Raw genomic sequence first — 24,239 nt, forward strand, 5'->3', positions numbered from 1 at the left:
TTTCCGGTATTGGAGTGCCTACTACACATCAGCCCTATTCAGGGCTAAACCCACGCGGGAGAGAATCCCCGCTGGGGTTCCCTCCTGCTTTTGAAACAGGAGGTAACAATTCTTTGAGCATGCTGCCTCGGCAGTCCCTGTTCACATCAAACCGGAGACATGAGCGAAAGCTCTGTCTGTCATTGTCCAACCATTGCCTGTTTGGAGTGGCAGCGGACTCGTTGTGCGACCAACGATAGCCTAGGAAGACATGCGTCACTGGTAACGGTGGGGTGTGAAGCTCTTCCAACAATGTAGCCCCCGTATGGGTGCGTCTTCGCCGTGAGGCGGAGCGCAGATGCTCGGAGCAGTACCGGGTTGAGGCGCTAGGCTGGCTGGTATGGGTAACACAAGTGAACTGCTAATAAACGTCGTCAGCATTACGGTGCCTAATCTGCTGATAGGCATTAACCAAAAAGGTGATGCGACCGGTTGTTCTGGTCAAGGGTCGGAACACGTCGTCACATAAGGTCGCCGGCGAATAGGCAGACTCTAACCCAGTCGTGTGACAGGCAGGGAACGTGGTAAGCCCGTATGGCTGCCTTCGGGCAGGTGAACCGCAAGGTGATCCGTTGGCTGTGCGGGTATGGGATCGCAGAGAAAGCGAAAGCCGGGCTGTAATGGCCCGGATAGGGGCTGGAACATTGCTCCACGGGAAACCGGGCAGACTTCTGCGTGGTCTTTCGTCGCATGAACTCTGAGTGAACCTGTCTCAATAAACCTAGAGATCCAGCTGTAACGGATCTTCTATTAATCCAACCCTGGCGGGAGCGTACATTCCCGTCAGGGGATGTGTGCGTCTTTCGCTTGGGGCAACTTGAGAGGAAGGCAGCATGTTAGAACATAGCCAATTGGCCGTGTCTGCGCCTTCCGGCGCTCCGCAACAATGGCATGACATCGATTGGTGGCGTGTTCAGCGGAATGTCCGGGCGATGCAGATACGGATTGCGAAGGCTTGTCGGGAAGGCAACTGGCGCAGGGTGAAAGCCTTGCAGCGGATGCTGACCCGCTCACGCTCGGCCAGATACTTGGCCGTACGGCGAGTCACTGAAAACCAGGGTAAGCGCACGGCGGGAGTCGACCGCGTGCTCTGGGGTACACCCGATGCCAAATGGAAGGCGGCAAATGGGTTGAAGCGCCACGGTTATAAACCACGGCCTTTACGGCGTGTGTTTATTCCGAAGTCAAATGGAAAGGAGCGCCCTCTGGGCATTCCGACCATGACGGACAGGGCAATGCAGGCGTTGTATTTGCTTGCTCTGGCACCCATTGCAGAAACCACCGGCGATCCAAACAGCTACGGCTTTAGGATCGAGCGATCTACGGCGGATGCAATGGGGCAGTTGTTCGTATGCCTATCCAAGAAGGTTTCGGCCCAATGGGTTTTGGAGGCGGACATCAAAGGCTGCTTTGACCATATCAATCATGACTGGCTTATCGCCAACGTCCCAACGGATAAGGTGGTTCTCCGAAAATGGTTGAAAGCTGGCGTGATTCATAAAGGCCAGCTACAGGCAACGGATGCCGGTACGCCACAGGGCGGGATTGTCTCGCCCAGCTTGGCAAATCTGGTTCTGGATGGGCTGGAGTCACAACTTAAGCAACATCTGGGTGTGACCAAGGCCAAGAAGCTGAAAATCAATGTGGTGCGTTATGCGGATGACTTTGTGATAACCGGAACCTCGCGAGAGGTGCTGGAAACTGAAGTCAGACCTTGGGTAGAGCAGTTCCTAGCAGTGCGGGGGCTGCAGTTGTCACTCGAGAAGACGCGTGTCGTCCATATAAAGGAAGGCTTTGACTTTCTAGGTTGGAATTTCCGCAAGTACGATGGGAAGCTTCTGATCAAGCCAAGCAAGAAAAACGTGAAAGCGTTCTATAGCAAGGTAAGGGAGGTCATCAGTACCAGCAAAACGGTAAGGCAGGAGGATCTGATCCGACAGCTGAATCCGATACTGCGTGGCTGGGCGTTCTATCACCAGCCTGTGGTAGCTAAGAAAGCGTATAGCCGCATGGATTACATGATCTTTCTGGCTCTATGGCGTTGGGCAAAACGGCGACACCCTAAGAAAACACTCCAGTGGATCGGAGCGAAATACTTTAAACCCATGAAGGGGCGGAAAGGGGTGTTTGCTACCGCGACGATGAATGACAAGGGAGAGATGCGAACGATCGAGTTGTACTCGCTAGCGAGCACTCCGATCGAACGACACAAGAAGGTGAGTGGGGAGTACAACCCCTTCGATCCTTCTATGGAGGAAATGGGTGAGAAAAGGCGTATGGAACAGATGCTCAAAAGGCTGGCGTACCGTAAGCAAATCTTGAGCCTTTTCCAGAGTCAGAAAGGATTGTGTCCAATATGTAAGTTACCGATCACGAAGGAGACGGGGTGGCATGATCACCACATTCTGTACCGCACAAAAGGCGGTGGAGACTCCCTAAATAACCGGGTACTATTGCACCCCCTTTGTCACCAGCGGCTACACGCTCGCGGATTGACAGTGAACAAACCGGCTCCCCTTACCGGGGGTTTTGATTAGGCCCGAGCCGTATGCGGGGAAACTCGCACGTACGGTTCTTAGGGGGAGGTGGGCCAGTAATGGCCCATCTCTACCCGACATTCTGGAGTCGGTATCGCCGGCTAACGTCTGTGCAACGAGGAATATCCATGCAAGTTTCTGTTGAAAATACTTCCGCTCTCGAGCGCCGCATGAGCGTCACCGTGCCGGCTGAGCGTATCGAGAGCCAGGTCAACAAGCGTCTGCAGCAGACCGCCCAAAAGGCCAAGATCGCTGGCTTCCGCCCAGGCAAAGTTCCAATGAGCGAAATCAAGCGCCGTTTCGGTGCTGACGCTCGCCAGGAAGCAGTAGGCGATGTGATCCAGTCCTCCTTCTACGAAGCCGTGGTCGAGCAGAAGCTGAACCCGGCCGGTTCGCCGTCGATCGAGCCGAAGTCGCTCGAAGCGGGCAAGGACCTGGAATACGTTGCCGTCTTCGAAGTGTTCCCTGAGTTCACCGTTGCCGGTTTCGAGTCGATCAACGTCGAGCGCCTGAGCGCCGAAGTGGCTGACGCCGACCTGGACAACATGCTGGAAGTGCTGCGCAAGCAGAACGTTCGCTTTGAAGCGACCGATCGTGCTGCCCAGAACGAAGACCAGCTGAACATCGATTTCGTCGGCAAGGTCGACGGTGAAGTGTTCGCCGGTGGTTCGGCCCAGGGCACCCAGCTGGTGCTGGGTTCCGGCCGCATGATCCCAGGCTTCGAAGAAGGTCTGGTCGGCGCCAAGGCCGGTGAAGAGCGCGTTCTGAACCTGACCTTCCCCGAGGACTATCAGAACCTGGACCTGGCTGGCAAAGCCGCCGAGTTCACCGTTACCGTCAACAGCGTTTCCGAGCCAAAACTGCCTGAGCTGACCGAAGAGTTCTTCGCCCAGTTCGGCATCAAGGAAACCGGCATCGAAGGCTTCCGCACCGAAGTTCGCAAGAACATGGAGCGTGAACTGCGCCAGGCCATCAAGACCAAGGTCAAGAACCAGGTAATGGACGGCCTGCTGGCTGCCAACCCGATCGAAGTGCCAAAGGCCCTGCTGGAAAACGAAGTGAACCGTCTGCGCGTGCAGGCCGTTCAGCAGTTCGGTGGCAACATCAAGCCTGAGCAACTGCCGGCCGAGCTGTTCGAAGAGCAAGCCAAGCGCCGCGTCGTGCTGGGCCTGATCGTCGCCGAAGTGGTCAAGCAGTTCGACCTCAAGCCAGACGAAGACCGCGTTCGCGAAATGATCCAGGAAATGGCCTCGGCCTACCAGGAGCCTGAGCAAGTCGTGGCCTGGTACTACAAGAACGACCAGCAGTTGAACGAAGTCCGTTCGGTTGTGCTGGAAGAACAAGTTGTGGATACTGTTCTGCAGAAAGCGACTGTGACCGACAAATCGGTCTCTTACGAAGAAGCTGTCAAGCCGGTGCAGGCACCTGCCGCTGACTGATTTCCTTCTCTTGTAGGAAAACACCACAAGCCAGCCTTCGAGCTGGCTTGTGCGTATTCAAGACATGACTATTTGGGAGTGAGTGCAGGACATGTCCCGCAATTCTTATTATCAGCAGAGCTCTGACATCCAGGCCGCAGGCGGCCTGGTCCCGATGGTTATCGAGCAATCCGCTCGTGGCGAACGCGCCTATGACATCTACTCGCGCCTGTTGAAGGAGCGGGTGATCTTTCTGGTCGGCCCGGTAGAGGACTACATGGCCAACCTGATCGCAGCGCAATTGCTGTTCCTTGAAGCGGAAAACCCGGACAAGGACATCCATCTCTACATCAACTCGCCGGGTGGTTCGGTGACAGCAGGCATGTCGATCTACGACACCATGCAGTTCATCAAGCCCGACGTTTCCACCACCTGCATCGGCCAGGCGTGCTCCATGGGCGCGTTCCTGCTGGCTGCCGGTGCCCATGGCAAGCGTTTCTGCCTGCCGAACTCGCGGGTGATGATTCACCAGCCGCTGGGTGGCTTCCAGGGTCAGGCCTCGGATATCGAGATCCACGCCAAGGAAATCCTGCAGATCCGTTCGCGTCTGAACGAGCTGCTGGCCCATCACACCGGGCAGGACCTCGAAACCATCGAGCGTGACACCAACCGCGACAACTTCATGAGCGCCGAGCGTGCTGCCGAATACGGCCTGATCGACTCGGTGCTCCACAAGCGGCCTGTTTGATAGGCAGCCAAGCGGGTGGGCGGGCCCTCCCGCCACCTGTGGACTTGAAAAAGCCCGCAATTGCCTTCATCTTGTGTTGCAAGCCTACCGGATTGGATCGATCGAATGACTGACACCCGTAACGGCGAGGACAACGGCAAATTGCTCTATTGCTCCTTCTGCGGCAAAAGCCAGCATGAAGTACGCAAGTTGATTGCCGGCCCCTCGGTCTTTATCTGCGACGAGTGCGTCGACCTGTGCAACGACATCATCCGTGAGGAGGTGCAGGAAGCCCAGGCCGAGAGCAGCGCGCATAAATTGCCTTCGCCGAAAGAAATCAGCGGCATCCTGGACCAGTACGTCATTGGTCAGGAGCGCGCGAAAAAAGTCTTGGCCGTAGCGGTGTACAACCACTACAAGCGCCTGAACCAACGTGACAAGAAGAACGACGATGTCGAGCTCGGCAAGAGCAACATCCTGCTGATCGGACCGACGGGCTCGGGTAAGACCCTGCTCGCCGAAACCCTCGCGCGTCTGTTGAATGTGCCGTTCACCATTGCCGATGCCACCACGCTGACCGAAGCGGGTTATGTCGGTGAAGATGTCGAGAACATCATTCAGAAACTGCTGCAGAAGTGCGACTACGACGTGGAAAAGGCCCAGATGGGCATTGTCTACATCGACGAAATCGACAAGATCTCGCGCAAGTCGGACAACCCGTCCATCACCCGTGACGTTTCGGGCGAAGGCGTGCAGCAGGCATTGCTCAAGCTGATCGAGGGCACGGTTGCCTCGGTACCACCGCAAGGTGGCCGCAAGCACCCGCAGCAGGAGTTCCTGCAGGTCGATACGCGCAACATCCTGTTCATTTGCGGCGGTGCGTTCTCGGGCCTCGAAAAGGTCATCCAGAACCGTTCCACCCGCGGTGGCATCGGCTTTGGTGCGGAAGTTCGCAGCAAGGAAGAAGGCAAGAAGGTTGGCGAGTCGCTGCGTGAAGTCGAGCCGGACGATCTGGTCAAGTTTGGCCTGATTCCCGAGTTCGTCGGTCGCCTGCCGGTACTGGCAACCCTCGACGAGCTCGACGAGGCTGCACTGATGCAGATCCTCACCGAGCCGAAGAACGCCTTGACCAAGCAATACGGCAAGCTGTTCGAGATGGAAGGCGTCGACCTGGAGTTCCGCAGCGATGCGCTCAAGTCGGTGGCCCGCAAGGCACTGGAGCGCAAGACCGGTGCCCGTGGCCTGCGTTCGATTCTCGAAGGCATTCTGCTCGACACCATGTACGAGATTCCTTCGCAGAAGGATGTCAGCAAGGTGGTGATCGACGAGAGCGTCATCGATGGCTCGTCCAAGCCGCTGTTGATCTACGAGAACAGCGAGCCGCAAGCCAAGGCTGCACCCGACGCCTGAGTCGGGTGACGGCAGCAAACCAGCAAGGGGCCTACGGGCCCCTTTGCTTTTCCTGTCGCAGAGCTTGTTTTTTTGCGGGCCTGCCCCCACATTAACTCCATGCTCAAATTTCCATCGGATTACGGCCATAAGGCCGCTGTAGAGGCGAAATCATGAAGACAACCCTCGACTTGCCTCTTTTGCCATTGCGCGATGTCGTCGTTTACCCGCACATGGTCATCCCGCTGTTCGTGGGGCGTGAAAAGTCCATCGAGGCCCTCGAGGCCGCGATGACGGGCGAGAAGCAGATCCTCCTGCTGGCCCAGAAGAATCCAGCTGATGACGATCCAGGTGAAGATGCCCTGTACCGTGTCGGCACCATCGCAACCGTACTGCAACTGCTCAAACTGCCCGATGGCACCGTCAAGGTGCTGGTCGAGGGCGAGCAGCGCGGTGCGGTTGAGCGCTTTGTCGAAGTCGACGGGCATATTCGCGCCGATGTGGCGCTGATCGACGAAGTCGAGGCCGCCGATCGCGAGTCCGAAGTCTTCGTGCGCAGCCTGCTGTCGCAATTCGAACAGTATGTGCAGCTGGGCAAGAAGGTCCCCGCTGAAGTCCTCTCTTCGCTCAACAGCATCGACGAGCCGGGCCGCCTGGTCGACACCATGGCCGCCCACATGGCCCTGAAGATCGAGCAGAAGCAGGAAATTCTCGAAATCATCGACCTGGGCGCCCGGGTCGAGCACGTCCTGGCCTTGCTGGATGCCGAAATCGACCTGTTGCAGGTCGAGAAGCGCATCCGTGGTCGGGTCAAGAAGCAGATGGAGCGCAGCCAGCGCGAGTACTACCTGAATGAGCAGATGAAGGCCATTCAGAAAGAGCTCGGCGACAGCGACGAAGGCCACAACGAAGTCGAAGAGCTGAAAAAGCGCCTCGACGCTGCCGGCCTGCCCAAGGATGCCTACGCCAAGGCCCAGGCCGAGCTGAACAAACTCAAGCAGATGTCGCCGATGTCGGCTGAAGCCACCGTGGTGCGCTCGTACCTCGACTGGCTGGTGCAGGTGCCGTGGAAGGCGCAGAGCAAGGTGCGCCTTGACCTGGCCAAGGCCGAAGAGATCCTGGATGCCGACCACTATGGCCTGGACGAGGTCAAGGAACGCATCCTCGAATACCTCGCCGTGCAAAAGCGCGTGAAGAAGATCCGCGGCCCGGTACTGTGCCTGGTCGGCCCGCCGGGTGTGGGCAAGACCTCCCTGGCCGAATCCATTGCCAGCGCCACCAATCGCAAGTTCGTGCGCATGGCCCTGGGTGGCGTGCGTGATGAGGCAGAAATTCGCGGTCACCGCCGTACCTACATCGGTTCGATGCCAGGTCGCCTGATCCAGAAGATGACCAAGGTGGGTGTGCGCAACCCGCTGTTCCTGCTCGATGAAATCGACAAGATGGGCAGCGACATGCGTGGCGACCCGGCCTCGGCACTGCTCGAAGTGCTCGACCCCGAGCAGAACCACAACTTCAACGATCACTATCTGGAGGTCGATTACGACCTGTCGGACGTGATGTTCCTGTGCACCTCCAACTCGATGAATATCCCGCCGGCGCTGCTCGACCGGATGGAAGTGATTCGTCTGCCGGGGTACACCGAAGACGAGAAGATCAACATTGCGGTCAAGTACCTCTCGCCCAAGCAGATCAAGGCCAACGGCCTGAAGAAGGGCGAGCTGGAGATCGACACTGCCGCCATCCGCGACATCATCCGCTACTACACTCGCGAAGCCGGTGTGCGGGGCCTGGAGCGCCAGATCGCCAAGATCTGCCGCAAGGTCGTCAAGGAACATGCCGGGCTCAAGCAGGTGGCCGTCAAGGTCGATGGTGACAACCTCGAGCATTACCTGGGCGTTCGCAAGTTCCGCTACGGCCTGGCCGAGCAGCAGGACCAGGTAGGGCAGGTAACCGGCCTGGCGTGGACCCAGGTGGGCGGCGAGCTGCTGACCATCGAGGCCGCGGTGATTTCGGGCAAGGGTCAACTGATCAAGACCGGTTCGCTGGGCGATGTGATGGTCGAGTCGATCACTGCCGCGCAGACCGTGGTGCGCAGCCGTGCACGCAGCCTGGGGATCCCGGCCGACTTCCACGAGAAGCGCGACACCCACATTCACATGCCGGAAGGGGCTACCCCCAAGGACGGCCCAAGCGCTGGCATCGGCATGTGCACTGCACTGGTGTCGGCCCTGACCGGGATTCCGGTGCGCGCCGATGTGGCCATGACCGGGGAAATCACCCTGCGTGGCCAGGTGCTGGCCATTGGCGGTTTGAAGGAAAAACTGCTGGCAGCACACCGCGGCGGGATCAAGACCGTGATCATTCCAGAAGAGAATGTGCGCGACCTGAAGGAAATTCCTGACAATATTAAACAGGATCTTCAGATTAAACCTGTCAAATGGATTGACGAAGTCCTCCAAATTGCGCTGCAATACGCCCCGGAGCCCTTGCCAGATGTGGCTCCCGAGATTGTCGCCAAGGATGAAAAGCGCGACAGCGATTCCAAGGAACGAATCAGTACCCATTAGTACGTATTTGGCTGGGGGGCCTCCACGACGTTAATTCGGGCCCTTGTTATAAAGCGGCGCCCACTTGTCGGTGGGCCACCCGGCAATCGTTTTGCTTTTCATTACATACTTAGAAACAAACTCAAATAGAGATAAGGGGACTTAGAGTGAACAAGTCGGAACTGATTGACGCTATTGCCGCATCTGCTGATATCCCGAAAGCTGCTGCCGGCCGTGCGCTGGACGCAGTCATCGAATCCGTCACCGGCGCCCTGAAAGCCGGTGATTCCGTGGTGCTGGTCGGTTTCGGTACCTTCTCGGTAACCGATCGTCCTGCCCGTACCGGTCGCAACCCGCAAACCGGCAAGACTCTGGAAATTCCTGCTGCCAAGAAGCCAGGCTTCAAGGCCGGCAAAGCACTGAAAGAAGCCGTCAACTAAGGCGTCTCTTTCAGGCTTCGCCTAACCGGGTCGGGTTTCGCCTGGCCTGGTAGCGCAGCACGGGGAATCGCAAAAACAGATTCCCGTGTGCTTCGCCAGTTACGAGAAGGCGCATCCTCGGATGCGCCTTTCTTCTATCAGGACTCTACCCACGCTCCGCGGTTGTTTATTTAGTACGGCCGTTTCTGGGGGACGCATGCTTCAAAATATCAGGGACAATTCACAAGGTTGGATTGCCAAGACCATCATCGGTGTCATCGTGGCCTTGATGGCGCTGACCGGCTTCGATGCCATCTTCCAGGCCACCACCCATAGCCAGGACGCTGCCAAGGTCAATGGCGACACCATCAGCCAGAATGAGCTGAGCCAGGCTGTCGACATGCAACGTCGGCAACTGATGCAACAGCTGGGCAAGGATTTCGACGCCTCCCTGCTGGATGAAAAAATGCTGCGTGAAGCAGCACTCAAGGGCCTCATCGAGCGCAAGCTGCTGCTCCAGGGCGCCAAGGATGCCAAGTTCAGCTTCTCCGAAGCCGCGCTTGACCAGGTCATCCTGCAAACGCCGGAGTTCCAGGTTGACGGCAAGTTCAGCCCCGAGCGCTTCGACCAGGTGATTCGTCAGCTGGGCTACGGCCGCCTGCAGTTCCGCGACATGCTGGCGCAGGAAATGCTGATCGGCCAACTGCGTGCGGGCCTGGCCGGCAGCGGTTTCGTTACCGATTCGCAGGTCGAGGCATTTGCCCGCCTGGAGAAGCAGACCCGTGATTTCGCTTCGCTGACCTTCAAGGCCGACCCGGCCGCGGTCAAGGTCACCGACGAAGAGATCAAGGCGCACTACGACGAGCACGCCAAGGAGTTCATGAGCCCCGATCAGGTGGTCATCGACTACATCGAGCTGAAGAAGGCCGCGTTCTTCGACCAGGTCAAAGTCGACGACGAGGCGCTCCAGGCGCTGTACCAGAAGGAAATCGCCAACCTGGCCGAGCAGCGTCATGCCGCGCACATCCTCATCGAAGTCAACGACAAGCTTGACGATGCCCAGGCCAAGGCCCGCATCGAAGAGATCAAGCAGCGTCTGGACAAAGGCGAAGACTTTGCCAAGCTGGCCAAGGAGTTCTCCCAGGACCCGGGCTCTGCCGCCACGGGTGGTGACCTGGGCTATGCCGGCCAGGGCGTCTACGACCCGGCCTTCGAAGAGGCGCTGTATGCGCTGAACAAGGGCCAGGTATCGGCGCCGGTGCGTACCGACTTCGGTTGGCACCTGATCAAGCTGCTGGATGTGCAGGCACCTGAAGTGCCGACCTTTGCCAGCCTGAAAGACAAGCTGACCCGCGAGCTCAAGACCCAGCAGGTCGAACAGCGCTTCGTCGAAGTGACCAAGCAGCTGGAGGACTCGGCGTTCGAAGCCTCCGACCTGGCCCAGCCGGCCCAGGAGCTTGGCCTGAAGCTGAACACCTCGGCGCCGTTCGGCCGTGAAGGTGGCGATGGCATCACGGCCAACCGTGCAGTGATCCAGGCGGCGTTCAGCCCGGAAGTGCTGGAAGAGGGTGCCAACAGCACCGCCATCGAGCTGGACCCGGAGACGGTCGTGGTCATCCGTGTCAAGGAGCACCGCAAGCCTGAGCAACTGCCGCTGGAAGTGGTGAGCGACAGCATTCGCAAGCACCTGGCCAGGGAGCACGCCAGTGCGGCGGCCAAGGCCAAGGGCGAGGCGCTGATCGCCGGCCTGCGCGACGGCAAGGTCGAACTGGCAGCCAGCCAGGAAGGGCAGAGCTGGAAGGTCCAGGAAGCGGTCACACGCAACCAGGAGGCCATCGACCCGGCCGAGCTGCAGGCGGTGTTCCGCATGAGCAAGCCGCAAGCCAAGGACAAGCCGACCTTCGGTAGCGTCACCTTGAACGACGGCAGCTTTGTGGTCCTGCGCCTGAACGGCGTCAACGAAGGTGCTGCGGCAAGTGACGAAGAGAAGGCGGCCTACCGTCGCTTCCTGGCGTCGCGTGCTGGCCAGCAGGACTTCGCTGCGTACCGCAAGCAGTTGGAAGAGAAGGCGGACATCACCCGTTACTGAGTGATGCTGCTGTAAACGGAAAGGGCCGCTGATGCGGCCCTTTCTGTTTTTGTGTTGGTTGTACGGGGGCGTTCGCCGGCAAGGCCGGCTCCTACAGGGATCGCAACCTCTTCAGGAGCCGGCCTTGCCGGCGAATAGCCAGATCCCGGACAAAAGAAAAGGCCGCATCAGCGGCCTTTTCTCATCCTGCCAACCTTACTCGGTAAGGTCGCCCATGGCAGTAGTGTTGAAGCCACCGTCCACGTACATGATTTCACCGCTCACGCCCGACGCCAGGTCCGAGCAGAGGAACGCGCCGGCGTTGCCGACTTCGTCGATGGTGACGTTGCGGCGCAGCGGGGTCTGCGCTTCGTTGGCGTCCAGCATCTTGCGGAAGTTCTTGATACCCGAGGCTGCCAGGGTACGGATCGGGCCGGCCGAAACGGCGTTCACACGAGTGCCTTCCGGGCCCAGGCTGCGCGCCAGGTAGCGCACGCCGGCTTCCAGGCTGGCCTTGGCCATGCCCATCACGTTGTAGTTGGGCATGGTGCGCTCGGCGCCCAGGTACGACAGGGTCAGCAGGCTGCCATTGCGGCCCTTCATCATGTCGCGACCGGCCTTGGCCAGGGCCACGAAGCTGTAGGCGCTGATGTCGTGGGCAATGCGGAAGCCATCACGGGTGGTGGCCTGGGTGAAGTCGCCGTCGAGCTGGTCGCCCGGCGCGAAGCCTACGGAGTGCACGATGCAGTCCAGGCCGTCCCACTTCTTGCTCAGTTCTTCGAAGACCTTGGCGATTTCTTCATCGCTGGCAACGTCACAGGGGAAGCACAGCTCAGGGCTGGAGCCCCAGCCAGCGGCGAACTCTTCGACGCGGCCCTTGAGCTTTTCGTTCTGGTAGGTGAAGGCAAGTTCTGCACCCTCGCGATGCATGGCGGCAGCGATGCCGGATGCGATGGACAGTTTGCTTGCGACACCGACGATCAGTACGCGCTTACCGGCGAGAAAACCCATGTGTTGTTCCTCTTCAGGTTAATCGACAGCTGTAGGGGCCAAAAAGGCGGCTTCCAGCAGCTGCTGTGTATAGGGATGTTGCGGGGCGCTGAAAATACCCGTAGCCGGACCTTGTTCCACCACCTTGCCCTGCTTGACCACCATCAACTGGTGGCTGAGCGCCTTGACCACCGCCAGGTCATGGCTGATGAACAAGTAGGTCAGGTTGTACTTGGTCTGCAGCGTACGCAGCAGTTCCACCACCTGGCGCTGAACGGTCCGGTCGAGCGCCGAAGTGGGCTCGTCCAGCAGTATCAGCGCCGGTTTCAATACCAGTGCCCGGGCAATGGCAATACGTTGTCGCTGGCCACCGGAGAACTCGTGAGGGTAGCGGTGCCGGGTTTGCGGATCCAGTCCTACTTCCTCTAGCGCCTCCATGATCGCCTGTTCCTGCTCTGCCTCCGTGCCAATACGATGAATGCGCAGGCCCTCTCCGACGATATCGCTCACGCTCATGCGCGGGCTCAGGCTGCCGAAGGGGTCCTGGAACACCACCTGCATCTGGCGGCGCAACGGCCGCACCTGTTGCTGGGTCAGGCCGTCCAGCGCCTGGCCTTCAAAGCGTATCGCGCCCTGGCTGCCGATCAACCGCAGGATCGCCAGGCCCAGGGTAGACTTGCCGGAACCACTCTCGCCCACGATGCCCAGGGTCTGGCCCTGGGGCAGGCTGAAGTTGATGCCGTCCACCGCCTTGACGTGGTCCACGGTCTTGCGCAGCAGGCCCTTCTTGATCGGGAACCACACGCGCAGGTCCTCGACCTCGAGCAGCGGCGGGCCCACCGGGTTGTCGGCAGGCTTGCCGCTGGGCTCGGCACCGAGCAGCATTTGCGTATACGGATGCTGCGGGGCACGGAACAATTCGTCACACGACGCCTGTTCGACGATGCAACCGCGCTGCATGACACATACGCGGTGGGCAATTCTTTTCACCAGGTTCAAATCGTGACTGATCAGTAGCAGCGCCATGCCCAGGCGCGCCTGCAGGTCCTTGAGCAATTCGAGGATTTTCAGCTGCACGGTGACGTCCAGCGCGGTGGTCGGTTCGTCGGCGATCAGCAGCTCCGGCTCGTTGGCCAGGGCCATGGCGATCATCACCCGCTGGCGTTGACCGCCCGACAGCTCGTGGGGCAGGGCCTTGAGGCGCTTGACCGGGTCGGGAATGCCCACCAGTTCCAGCAGCTCCAGGGTGCGCTCGGTGGCCGCCTTGCCGCGCAGGCCCTTGTGCAGCATGAGAATCTCGTTGATCTGTTTCTCGATGTTGTGCAGCGGGTTGAGCGAGGTCATCGGCTCCTGGAAGATCATCGCGATGCGGTTGCCGCGAATGCGCCGCATCTGTTTTTCTTCCAGCTTGAGCAGGTCCTGGCCTTCGTAGGTGATGCTGCCGCTGGGGTGGCGGGCCAGCGGGTAGGGCAGCAGGCGCAGGATGGAGTGCGCGGTCACCGACTTGCCCGAGCCGCTTTCGCCCACCAGTGCCAATGTCTCGCCACGACGGATGTCGAAGCTGATGCCTTCGACCACGCGTTGCTGCTGCGCCCCGGTGACGAACTCCACCGACAGGTCGCGCACTTCGATCAAGGTGTCGTTGCTCATCTCATTTCCTCGGGTCGAAGGCATCGCGGGCGGACTCGCCGATGAACACCAGCAGGCTGAGCATCAGTGCCAGTACCGCGAAGGCGCTCATGCCCAGCCACGGCGCCTGCAGGTTGGACTTGCCCTGGGCCACCAGCTCACCCAGCGACGGCGCGCCCGGTGGCAGGCCGAAGCCGAGAAAGTCCAGCGCCGTGAGGGTGCCGATGGCGCCGGTCAGGATGAACGGCAAAAAGGTCATGGTCGAGACCATCGCGTTGGGCAGGATGTGCCGGTACATGATCGCGCCGTTCTGCATGCCCAGCGCCCGCGCCGCGCGCACGTATTCCAGGTTGCGCCCGCGCAGGAACTCGGCGCGCACCACGTCCACCAGGCTCATCCACGAGAACAGCAGCATGATGCCCAGCAGCCACCAGAAGTTGGGCTGCACGAAACTGGCCAGGATGATCAGCAGGTACAGCACCGGCAATCCCGACCAGATCTCCAGAAAGCGCTGCCCGGCCAGGTCGACCCAGCCGCCATAGAAGCCCTGCAGGGCGCCTGCGATCACCCCGATGATGGAGCTGAACACCGTCAGCGTCAGGGCGAACAGCACCGAGATGCGAAAGCCGTAGATCACCCGCGCCAGCACGTCGCGGCCCTGGTCGTCGGTGCCCAGCAGGTTCTGCGCCGAGGGCGGGGCCGGGGCGGGCACCTTCAGGTCGTAGTTGATGCTCTGGTAGCTGAACGGGATCGGTGCCCACAGCACCCAGCTGTCCTTGGCTGCCAGCAACTCGCGGATGTACGGGCTCTTGTAGTTGGCCTCCAGCGGGAACTCGCCGCCGAAGGTGGTCTCGGGGTAGCGCTTGAGGGCGGGGAAGTACCATTCGCCGTCGTAACGCACCGCCAGCGGCTTGTCGTTGGCGATCAGCTCGGCGCCCAGGCTCAGCCCGAACAGGATCAGGAACAGCCACAGCGACCACCAGCCTCGGCGGTTGGCCTTGAAGCGTTCGAAGCGGCGGCGGTTGAGAGGGGATAGGGTCATCTCAGTGCTCCCGGCTGTCGAAGTCGATACGCGGATCGACCAGGGTGTAGGTCAGGTCACCGATCAGCTTCACCACCAGGCCCAGCAGGGTGAAGATGAACAGCGTGCCGAACACCACCGGGTAGTCGCGGTTGATGGCCGCCTCGAAGCTCATCAGGCCCAGGCCGTCGAGGGAGAAGATCACCTCCACCAGCAGCGAGCCGGTGAAGAAGATGCCGATGAATGCCGAGGGGAAGCCCGCGATCACCAGCAGCATCGCGTTGCGAAACACGTGCCCGTAGAGCACCCGGTTGGGGCTCAGGCCCTTGGCCTTGGCGGTGATCACATACTGCTTGTTGATCTCGTCGAGGAAGCTGTTCTTGGTCAGCAGGGTCATGGTGGCGAAGTTGCCGATCACCAGCGCGGTCACCGGCAGGGTCAGGTGCCAGAAGTAATCGAGGATCTTGCCCGTGGTGCTCAGTTCATCGAAGTTGTTCGAGGTGAGCCCGCGCAAGGGGAACCAGTCCAGGTAGCTGCCGCCGGCAAACAGCACGATCAGCAGGATGGCGAACAGGAATGCCGGGATCGCATAGCCGACGATGATGGCCGAGCTGGTCCACACGTCGAAGTGGCTGCCGTGCCGCGTGGCCTTGGCGATGCCCAGGGGGATCGACACCAGATACATGATCAGCGTGCTCCACAGCCCCAGCGAGATCGACACCGGCATCTTCTCGGCAATCAGGTCGATGACCTTGGCGTCGCGGAAGAAGCTGTCGCCGAAATCCAGCCGGGCGTAGTTCTTGATCATGATCCACAGGCGTTCCGGCGCCGGCTTGTCGAAGCCGTACATGCGCTCGATTTCCTTGACCAGGGCAGGGTCCAGGCCCTGGGCGCCACGGTAGTTGGAGCCGGCCACGGATACTTCCGAACCGCCACCGGCGATGCGGCTGGTGGCGCCGTCGAAGCCCTCGAGCTTGGCGATCATCTGTTCCACCGGGCCGCCGGGCGCGGCCTGGATGATCACGAAGTTGATGATCAGGATACCCAGCAGGGTGGGGATGATCAGCAACAGGCGGCGAAAGATATAGGCCAGCATGTCAAGGTGCCTCGCCCGCTGGGGCAGCATCGGCTGGGGCGGCATCTGCGGCCCCCGGCACCACCGGTTTCACGTCCGGCTTGATCCACCAGGTGTTGATGCCGATGTCGTACTTGGGCGGCGTGGCCGGGTGGCCGATATGGTTCCAGTACGCCACGCGCCAGGTCTTGATGTGCCAGTTGGGTACCACGTAGTAGCCCCATTGCAGCACGCGGTCCAGGGCACGGGTGTGTTCGATCAGGCTCTGGCGCGAGTCGGCATTGATCAGGCCGTCCACCAGGGTGTCCACGGCCGGGTCCTTGAGGCCCATGAAGTTGCGGCTGCCGGGCTTGTCGGCGCTCGCGCTCTGCCAGAACTCGCGTTGCTCGTTGCCCGGCGAGTTGGATTGCGGGAAGCCGCCCACGATCATGTCGAAGTCGCGCGAGCGCAGGCGGTTGATGTACTCCGATACGTCCACCCGGCGAATGTTCAGCTCGATGCCCAGGTCGGCCAGGTTGCGCTTGTAGGGCAGCAGGATGCGCTCGAACTCGGTCTGGGCGAGCAGAAACTCGATCACCACCGGCTTGCCCTGGGCATCCACCATCTTGTCGTCCTGGATGCGCCAGCCGGCTTCCTGCAGCAGCTTGTAGGCCTGGCGTTGCTGCTCGCGGATCATGCCGCTGCCATCGGTGACCGGGTTCTTGAACGCTTCGGTGAACACCTTGTCGGGGATCTGCCCGCGCAGCGGTTCCAGCAGTTTCAGTTCGGCCGCATCCGGCAGGCCGCTGGCCGCCATGTCGGAATTTTCGAAGTAGCTGGTGGTGCGGGTGTAGGCGCCATTGAACAGCTGCTTGTTGGTCCACTCGAAGTCCAGCAGCAGGCTCAGTGCCTCACGCACGCGCACGTCCTGGAAGATCGGGCGGCGCAGGTTGAACACGAAGCCCTGCATGCCGGTCGGGTTGCCGTTGGCGATCTCTTCGCGGATCAGGCGGTTCTGGCGAACTGCCGGGATGTTGTAGGCGGTGGCCCAGTTCTTGGCGCTGACCTCCAGCCAGTAGTCGAACTGGCCGGCCTTGAGCGCCTCGAGCGCCACGGTATTGTCGCGGTAGTAGTCGACGCGAATGGTGTCGAAATTGTAGAAGCCGCGGTTGATCGGCAGGTCCTTGCCCCAGTAGTCGGGGTCGCGCACGTAGCGGACCGAGCGCCCGGCCTTGACCTCGGCGACCTTGTACGGCCCGCTGCCCAGGGGGATCTCCAGGTTGCCTTTGGTGAAGTCGCGGGTGGCCCACCAGTGCTTGGGCAGCACCGGCAACTGGCCGAGGATCAGCGGCAGTTCACGGTTGCCCTTGTGCTTGAACTTGAACAGCACACGCAGCGGGTCTTCGGCGATCACTTCGTCGACGTCGGCATAGTAGGCGCGGTAAAGCGGTGCGCCGCTGGTGACCAGGGTGTTGAAGGTGAACACGACGTCTTCGGCACGAACCGGATGGCCATCCTGAAAGCGCGCCTCGGGGCGCAGGTAGAAGCGCACCCAGCTGTTGTCGGGGGCTTTTTCGATCTGCCTGGCCAGCAGCCCGTATTCGGTGAATGGCTCATCAAGGCTATTGCGCGCCAGGGTGTCGTATACCAGATCGATGTTGTCGGCCGGCACGCCCTTGTTGATGAAGGGGTTGAGGCTGTCGAAGCTGCCGGAGCCGTTGACGCGAAAGGTGCCGCCCTTGGGCGCGTCGGGGTTCACATAGTCGAAATGCTTGAAGTTGGCCGGGTACTTGGGCGCTTCGTCGTAGAGGGTCACTGCATGTTGCGGGGCGGCCAGGGCCTGAAGGCTCAGGCTGGCCAGCAGCAGGCCGCCTGCGATCAGGCGCAGGCACGGCAATGGCATCATTGGGCGTTCTCCGTGGGCTTGAGCCACCAGCTGTTCAGCCCCAGGGTGTAGGGCGGCGTGGCGACAAAGGCAAACCGGTTGCGGTAGGCCAGGCGGTGATAGTCGAGATACCAGTTGGGAACCATGTAGTGCTGCCATAGCAGCACTCGATCGAGGGCGCGCGCCGCAGCCACCTGGTCGTCGCGGCTCTGTGCATTGAGCAGGGACTCTAGCAGGTGGTCGACCACCGGGCTCTTCACGCCCGCGTAATTCTTGCTGCCTTTGGTGGCGGCCTGGCTGGAATGAAAATACAGCCACTGCTCAAGGCCCGGGCTCAGGGTCTGGTTCAGGGTCATCAGAATCATGTCGAAATCAAATTGGTCCAGCCGTTGTTTGTACTGGGCCCGGTCTACCGTGCGCAAGCGCGCGTCGATACCGATGCTGGCAAGATTTTCGACATAAGGTTGCAGGATCCGCTCCAGGTTCGGGTTCACCAGCAGAATTTCCAGCTTCAGCGGTTGCCCGTTGCTGTTGAGCAGGCGCTGGCCGCTGAGCTTCCAGCCTGCCTGGCCGAGCAGGTTGAGGGCCTGGCGCAGGGTATCGCGGTCGATACCGCGCCCGTTGGTCTTGCCCACACTGTAGGGCTGGGTGAACAGGGCGGCAGGCAGTTGGTCGCGGTACGGCGCCAGCAGCAGCCACTCCTTGCCCACCGGCAGGCCGGTGGCGCTGAACTCGCTGTTGGGGTAGTAACTGCTGGCGCGCTTGTAGGCGCTGCTGAACAGGGTGCGGTTGGTCCATTCGAAGTCCAGCATCAGGCCCAGCGCCTGGCGCACGCGGTCGTCGCTGAAGGCGGCGCGCCGGCTGTTCATGAACAACCCCTGGGTCTGGGTCGGGATCTGGTGGGCGATCTGCGCCTGGATCACCTGGCCACGACGCACAGCGGGGAAGTTGTAGCCGGTGGCCCAGTTCTTGGCCTGGTGCTCGATGTAGACATCGAATTCACCCGCCTTGAATGCCTCGAAGGCCACATCGCTGTCGCGGTAGAACTCGAACTCGACGCGGTCGAAGTTGTACTTGCCGCGGTTGACTGCCAGGTCCTTGCCCCAGTAGTCCTTGACCCGCTCGAACACCAGGCTTCGACCTGGCTGTACCTGGGTGATGCGGTACGGGCCGCTGCCCAGTGGCGGTTCAAAGGTAGTGGCCTTGAAGTCGCGGCCTTTCCAGTAATGCTGGGGCAGCACCGGCATTTCGCCCAGGCGCAAGATCAGCAGCGGGTTGCCGGCACGCTTGAACACGAAGCGGATGCGCTTGGGGTTGAGGATGTCGACCCGCTGCACTTCCTGCAGGTTGGTGCGGTAGAGCGGGTGGCCTTCCTTGAGCAGGGTGCGGTAGGAGAACGCCACGTCGGCGGCGGTGATCGGCCGGCCATCGTGAAAGCGTGCCTCGGGACGCAGGTTGAACACCACCCAGCTGCGGTCTTCGCTGTACTCCACCGAACGGGCGATCAGCCCGTAGCTGGAGGTGGCTTCATCGCCGGACGGGTCGCGCTGGCCGGTGCCCACCATCAGGGTCTCGTTCAGCTCGTTCACCCCGTACTGCAGGAAGTTGGGCGTGGTGACCGGGCTTGAGCCCTTGAAGGTATAGGGGTTGAGGGAATCGAACGTGCCGAATGCCATGGCGCGCAAGGTGCCGCCTTTGGGCGCTTGCGGGTTTACCCAATCGAAATGGGTGAATTTGGCTGGGTACTTGAGCGTGCCGAACTGGGCGTAACCGTGACTTTCGCTGATGGTCGCGCCCGCGGGAAAGCTCAAGGCCAGGCTGAATGACAGCAACAGGAGGGGACGTATCAAGTCGGCGATCCGATCCGGGCTTGGGCTTTATTGCGGCTACAGTAACAGCTTGTATCGGCAGGAAAAAGAGCAGCCCCGGAGATCGCCGGGGCCGCGGCCAGGCGGGCCTGGCCCGGGTCTCAGTGCGGCAGGTAGACGGTGAGGGTCTGGCCGGGCTTGAGGGCGTGGCCGCTGCGCGGATTCCAGCGCTTGAGGTGCTGCATTTCAACGTTGAAACGCTTGGCCACCATGTACAGCGAATCGCCTTTGCGCACCTTGTACTGGGTAGGCTTCTTCTGGTTGCCGGCCGCGCTGGCAGGCTGCGCACCTTGCATCACCAGGGTCTGGCCGACCTTGAGGTTGTTGCCGCGCAGCTTGTTCCAGCGCTGCAGGTCCTTGACGCTGACCTTGTTGGCCCGGGCGATGCTGCCCAGATTGTCGCCACGCTTGACCCGGTAGCGGCTGTTGCGCACCGGCGTCGAGGCTTCGGCCAGGGCTGCCTCGAATACCGCCTTTTTCGGCTGCAGGCTGAGCAGCTCTTCGGGCTTCATGTTCGACAGGCTGGTGGTCAGCAGTTGCGCCTTGGCGGTGGGTACCAGCAACTGCTGCGGGCCGTCCACGGTCATGCGTTTCTTGAAGGCCGGGTTGAGCTGGAACAGTTCGTCTTCGTCGATCTCGGCCAGTGCGGCGACCCGCGACAGGTCGAGCCGGTCCTTGATCGCCACGGCTTCGAAGTAGGGTTCGTTGGCAATCGGGTTGAGGTTCACGCCATACGCCTGCGGTGTCAGTACCACCTGCGACAGGGCCAGCAGCTTTGGCACGTAGTCACGGGTTTCCTTGGGCAGCGGCAGGTTCCAGTAGTCGGTTGGCAGGCCGAGCTTCTCGTTGCGCTCGATGGCGCGGCTGACCGTGCCTTCACCGGCGTTGTAGGCCGCCAGGGCCAGCAGCCAGTCGCCGTTGAACATGTCGTGCAGGCGTGTCAGGTAGTCCAGCGCCGCGTTGGTCGAGGCGGTGATGTCGCGACGGCCATCGTAGAAGCGCGTCTGGCGCAGGTTGAAGTAGCGCCCGGTGGACGGGATGAACTGCCACAGGCCCACCGCGTGGGCGCGGGAATAGGCCATCGGGTTGTAGGCACTTTCGATTGCCGGCAGCAGGGCCAGCTCCAGCGGCATGTCGCGCTCTTCAAGACGCTCGACGATGTAGTGGATGTACAGGCTGCCGCGGTCGCCGGCGCCTTCCAGGAACGAAGGGTTGCTGGCGAACCACAGGCGCTGCTGCTCGATGCGCGGGTTCACCGCAATGCCGTCCTGCAACTGGAAGCCCTGGCGCATGCGTTCCCAGACGTCCTGGGCCACGGCTGGCTCGACCGGCTTCTTGTCATGCACGAAGATCGGTTTCTGCTTGATCCGCGCCTGGAAGTTGTGCGCGCGAACGCTATCGGATTCATCGACCTGGCGCGTGCTCTGGCAGCCCACGAGGGTGGCGGCCAGGGCCAGCGCACTGGCTTGGGCCAGGCGCGTCAGGGCAACGGAATTGAAGGTTCTGCGGCTAGGGGACGACATTGGCTGGGGGAAAGTTCCGGGCAAAAATGTCGGGCGATTCTAGAAAGGCACCCCCCATCGGTCAACCTTTGAGAATTTTCCGACCTTCACAGCGCTTGTTTAGAACGTGTCTTTCCAGGCCCGCAACCCTGCAAAAACAGCACTGGGCGTAGGGTTTATGCGGCCCACCCGTTCGTCTATTTTTTGTTTAACGGATGTTTCTGCTACCCGCAAAAACGGGTTGGTCAGCTTCTCCAGCGCGATGGTGGAGGGCAAAGTGATGCGATCTTGCGCGCGCAGTGCGGTAACGTCTTCGAAGCGTTGGATAACGTGCGGGTTCTGCGGCTCGACCGCACAGGCAAAGCGCAGGTTGCTCAGGGTGTATTCGTGGGCGCAATACACCTGGGTGGCCGCCGGCAGCGCTGCCAGGCGCTCCAGCGAGTGGTGCATCTGCTCCGGCGTGCCCTCGAACAGGCGCCCGCAGCCGGCGGCGAACAGCGTGTCGCCACAGAACAGCATCGGCAACTGCGGCTGGGCACAGTAATAGGCGATGTGCCCCAGGGTGTGGCCGGGTACGGCGAACACCTGGAACTCAAGCCCCAGTACCTCGAGGCGGTCATTGTCGTTCAGGGCCTGGTCGCGGGCGGGTATGCGTTCGTTGGCCGGGCCGCTGACGCGGGCGCCGGTGTGCGCCTTGAGCTGCTCAACGCCGCCCACATGGTCGTGGTGGTGATGGGTGATCAGAATGTCGGTCAGTTGCCAGTCGGCATGCGCCTGCAGCCAGGCCAGCACGGGGGCGGCATCGCCCGGGTCGACCACCGCACAGCGCTGGTTCACGGCATCTTGTAACAACCAGATGTAGTTATCACTGAAAGCGGGCAGGGCCTGTATCTGTATCATCGTGCGATTCGCCAAACGGTGGACATGGGTGCATCTTAGTAGCTATGTGCGTTGTCGAGAACCTTCCAAGGGAGACAGCAATGACCGATCAAGCCTTTGCCCAGGCCGACCCGCAGTGGCTCGAGCTGATCAGCCAGGCGCGCGAGTGGTTCGCCGGCCCGCTGGGCCAGCAGCTGCTCGCCGGGGAGCAGCGCCTGCTCGAAGAGGAGCTGGGGCGCTTCTTCGGTGGCTACCTGGTGCATTACGGCCCTTGCGCCGAGGCACCGCCCAATGCCCCGCAGGTGCAACGCAACGTGCGCCTGGGGGCGCCGCTGCCGGGCGTCGAGATCGTGTGCGAAGAACAGGCCTGGCCCCTGAGCGAGCACGCCGCCGACGTGGTGGTGCTGCAGCACGGGCTGGACTTCAGCCTCTCGCCCCACGGCCTGCTGCGCGAGGCGGCCAGCAGCGTGCGCCCTGGCGGGCACCTGCTGATCGTCGGGATCAACCCCTGGAGCACCTGGGGCCTGCGCCGGGTGTTTGCCCATGATGCGTTGCGCAAAGCGCGCTGCATCTCGCCGTCGCGGGTGGGCGACTGGCTCAACCTGCTGGGCTTCGCGCTGGAGAAACGCCGCTTCGGGTGCTATCGTCCGCCGCTTGCCTCGCCGGCCTGGCAGGCACGGTTGTCTGGCTGGGAGCGTGCTGCCGGGCGCTGGCAGATATCCGGTGGCGGTGTGTACGTGCTGGTGGCGCGCAAGATGGTGGTGGGCCTGCGCCCGCTGCGCCAGGTGCGCCGCGAGCCGATGGGCAAGCTGCTGCCGTTGCCGATGGCCAAGGTCAACCGGCGCACGCCTCACCCCGAGGGCCGCACCTTCAATGATGAGTAAAGGCTGTACATGAGCGAAAGCGTCGAAAGCGTCGAGATCTACACCGATGGTGCCTGCAAGGGCAATCCTGGCCTGGGCGGCTGGGGCGCGCTGCTGGTCTGCAAGGGCGTCGAAAAGGAGCTGTGGGGCGGCGAGCGCGAAACCACCAACAACCGCATGGAACTGATGGCCGCCATCAAGGGCCTCGAGGCGCTCAAGCGCCAGTGTGATGTACTGCTGGTGACCGACTCGCAGTACGTGATGAAAGGCATCACCGAGTGGATGGTCAACTGGAAGAAGCGTGGCTGGAAGACCGCCGCCAAGGAGCCGGTCAAGAACGCCGACCTGTGGCAGCAGCTCGACGAACAGGTCAACCGCCACAACGTGAAATGGCAGTGGGTGCGCGGGCACGTCGGCCACGCCGGCAACGAGCGTGCCGACCAGTTGGCCAACCGTGGCGTCGACGATCTGCGCAAGCAACGCTGAACCCTCCCTTTAGCGAATTCGCCACATCCTGCCCCGGGTGAGGTAAAATTCGCCGCTTTCAATATTCAGGCAGTACGCGGCAGGAGATGACCGACGTGGAGATGCAGAACAACAGGTCGGTAGTGCTCGACACCGAAACCACCGGTATGCCGGTGGCCGATGGTCACCGCATCATCGAAATCGGCTGTATCGAGCTGGTCGGCCGGCGCATGACCGGACGCAATTTCCACGTGTACCTGCAGCCCGACCGCGAAAGCGACGAGGGCGCGATCGGGGTGCACGGCATCACCGACGAATTCCTGGTGGGCAAGCCGCGTTTCGCCGAAATCGCCGACGAGTTCTTCGAGTACATCAAGGGCGCGCGGCTGATCATCCACAACGCGGCGTTCGACGTTGGTTTCATCAACAACGAATTCGCCATGCTCGGCCAGCACGATCGCGCCGATATCGCACAGCACTGCGAGGTGCTCGACACCCTGCTGATGGCCCGCGAGCGTCACCCCGGCCAGCGCAACAGCCTCGATGCCTTGTGCAAACGCTATGGCGTAGACAACTCCGGCCGCGAACTGCACGGCGCGTTGCTCGACTCCGAGTTGCTGGCGGACGTGTTCCTGGCCATGACCGGCGGCCAGACCAGCCTGTCACTGGCCGGCAGCGACAGCGAGGGCGAAGGCCAGTCCAGCCAGGGCAGCGAGATCCGTCGGCTGGTGGGGCGTCAGCCGGGGCGCATCATCCCGGCCACCGAGGCAGAGCTGCAAGCGCACATGGCGCGCCTTGAAGCAGTGGCAAAATCCACCGGTGGCCCGGCCTTGTGGCAGCAACTGCTCGAGGCCCGCTGAAGCAAATCCCGCCGCGTACCTGGCGCCGACCTTCTACCCTGAAATGAACGGCCTCACGGCCTGTCGCTCAGAAGGTG

Annotated in this window: 18 protein-coding genes; 10 read left to right on the plus strand and 8 right to left on the minus strand. The window is 61.4% G+C overall.

Annotated features, from left to right (window positions below; genetic code table 11):
* Positions 1-872 precede the first annotated feature (872 nt).
* The 7 genes from ltrA to MF6396_RS02680 all read left to right on the plus strand — a co-directional run bounded on the left by ltrA (position 873) and on the right by MF6396_RS02680 (position 11,167).
* Complete coding sequence (gene ltrA, locus MF6396_RS02650; protein WP_078479638.1) at positions 873-2,576, plus strand: group II intron reverse transcriptase/maturase; 1,704 nt, start codon at positions 873-875, stop codon at positions 2,574-2,576.
* A 128-nt stretch (positions 2,577-2,704) separates the two neighbouring features.
* Positions 2,705-4,015, plus strand: a complete 1,311-nt coding sequence (tig, locus tag MF6396_RS02655) for a trigger factor (RefSeq protein ID WP_043864494.1) — start codon at positions 2,705-2,707, stop codon at positions 4,013-4,015.
* A gap of 91 nt (positions 4,016-4,106) precedes the next feature.
* On the plus strand, positions 4,107-4,742 hold the full coding sequence (gene clpP / locus MF6396_RS02660; RefSeq protein WP_043864493.1) for an ATP-dependent Clp endopeptidase proteolytic subunit ClpP: 636 nt from the start codon (positions 4,107-4,109) through the stop codon (positions 4,740-4,742).
* Between the two features lie 105 nt (positions 4,743-4,847).
* Positions 4,848-6,131, plus strand: a complete 1,284-nt coding sequence (gene clpX, locus MF6396_RS02665) for an ATP-dependent Clp protease ATP-binding subunit ClpX (RefSeq protein ID WP_043864492.1) — start codon at positions 4,848-4,850, stop codon at positions 6,129-6,131.
* Positions 6,132-6,283: 152 nt separating this feature from the next.
* Complete coding sequence (gene lon / locus MF6396_RS02670) at positions 6,284-8,680, plus strand: endopeptidase La (RefSeq protein WP_078479639.1); 2,397 nt, start codon at positions 6,284-6,286, stop codon at positions 8,678-8,680.
* 146 nt (positions 8,681-8,826) lie between these two features.
* Complete coding sequence (locus MF6396_RS02675; protein ID WP_003183171.1) at positions 8,827-9,099, plus strand: HU family DNA-binding protein; 273 nt, start codon at positions 8,827-8,829, stop codon at positions 9,097-9,099.
* A 196-nt stretch (positions 9,100-9,295) separates the two neighbouring features.
* Positions 9,296-11,167 (plus strand): SurA N-terminal domain-containing protein, encoded by a 1,872-nt coding sequence (locus tag MF6396_RS02680; RefSeq protein WP_054915281.1) that lies wholly within the window; start codon positions 9,296-9,298, stop codon positions 11,165-11,167.
* 195 nt (positions 11,168-11,362) lie between these two features.
* On the opposite strand, the gene fabI is transcribed toward MF6396_RS02680, so the two are convergent.
* The 8 genes from fabI to gloB all read right to left on the minus strand — a co-directional run bounded on the left by fabI (position 11,363) and on the right by gloB (position 21,995).
* Positions 11,363-12,157: an enoyl-ACP reductase FabI gene (gene fabI / locus MF6396_RS02685; RefSeq protein ID WP_043864489.1), complete on the minus strand. Its 795-nt coding sequence runs from the start codon at positions 12,155-12,157 to the stop codon at positions 11,363-11,365.
* A gap of 18 nt (positions 12,158-12,175) precedes the next feature.
* Complete coding sequence (locus tag MF6396_RS02690; RefSeq protein WP_043864488.1) at positions 12,176-13,786, minus strand: ABC transporter ATP-binding protein; 1,611 nt, start codon at positions 13,784-13,786, stop codon at positions 12,176-12,178.
* Between the two features lies 1 nt (position 13,787).
* On the minus strand, positions 13,788-14,807 hold the full coding sequence (locus MF6396_RS02695; protein WP_043864487.1) for an ABC transporter permease: 1,020 nt from the start codon (positions 14,805-14,807) through the stop codon (positions 13,788-13,790).
* Position 14,808: 1 nt separating this feature from the next.
* Positions 14,809-15,882 (minus strand): microcin C ABC transporter permease YejB, encoded by a 1,074-nt coding sequence (locus MF6396_RS02700; RefSeq protein ID WP_043864486.1) that lies wholly within the window; start codon positions 15,880-15,882, stop codon positions 14,809-14,811.
* A 1-nt stretch (position 15,883) separates the two neighbouring features.
* The gene (locus MF6396_RS02705) at positions 15,884-17,746 is read right to left on the minus strand and encodes an extracellular solute-binding protein (RefSeq protein ID WP_058541305.1); all 1,863 of its coding nucleotides are present in this window, start codon (positions 17,744-17,746) and stop codon (positions 15,884-15,886) included.
* Positions 17,743-19,575 carry an extracellular solute-binding protein gene (locus tag MF6396_RS02710; protein WP_202971257.1) on the minus strand — a complete coding sequence of 611 codons (1,833 nt, stop codon included), beginning with the start codon at positions 19,573-19,575 and terminating at the stop codon, positions 17,743-17,745. Before MF6396_RS02710 ends, MF6396_RS02705 begins: the two co-directional genes overlap by 4 nt.
* 119 nt (positions 19,576-19,694) lie before the next feature.
* Positions 19,695-21,116 carry a LysM peptidoglycan-binding domain-containing protein gene (locus tag MF6396_RS02715; RefSeq protein WP_043859725.1) on the minus strand — a complete coding sequence of 474 codons (1,422 nt, stop codon included), beginning with the start codon at positions 21,114-21,116 and terminating at the stop codon, positions 19,695-19,697.
* Positions 21,117-21,215: 99 nt separating this feature from the next.
* Positions 21,216-21,995 (minus strand): hydroxyacylglutathione hydrolase, encoded by a 780-nt coding sequence (gene gloB, locus MF6396_RS02720; protein WP_043859726.1) that lies wholly within the window; start codon positions 21,993-21,995, stop codon positions 21,216-21,218.
* 80 nt (positions 21,996-22,075) lie between these two features.
* On the opposite strand from gloB, the gene MF6396_RS02725 reads away from it, so the two are divergent.
* The 3 genes from MF6396_RS02725 (at position 22,076) to dnaQ (ending at position 24,162) form a co-directional block, all read left to right on the plus strand.
* On the plus strand, positions 22,076-22,858 hold the full coding sequence (locus MF6396_RS02725; RefSeq protein ID WP_043859727.1) for a class I SAM-dependent methyltransferase: 783 nt from the start codon (positions 22,076-22,078) through the stop codon (positions 22,856-22,858).
* A 9-nt stretch (positions 22,859-22,867) separates the two neighbouring features.
* Positions 22,868-23,323 carry a ribonuclease HI gene (gene rnhA, locus MF6396_RS02730; RefSeq protein WP_043859728.1) on the plus strand — a complete coding sequence of 152 codons (456 nt, stop codon included), beginning with the start codon at positions 22,868-22,870 and terminating at the stop codon, positions 23,321-23,323.
* A gap of 86 nt (positions 23,324-23,409) precedes the next feature.
* On the plus strand, positions 23,410-24,162 hold the full coding sequence (dnaQ, locus tag MF6396_RS02735) for a DNA polymerase III subunit epsilon (RefSeq protein WP_229589435.1): 753 nt from the start codon (positions 23,410-23,412) through the stop codon (positions 24,160-24,162).
* Positions 24,163-24,239 lie beyond the last annotated feature (77 nt).

It is taken from the genome of Pseudomonas sp. MF6396 (assembly GCF_002018915.1).
GTDB classification, from domain to species: Bacteria; Pseudomonadota; Gammaproteobacteria; order Pseudomonadales; family Pseudomonadaceae; genus Aquipseudomonas; species Aquipseudomonas palmensis.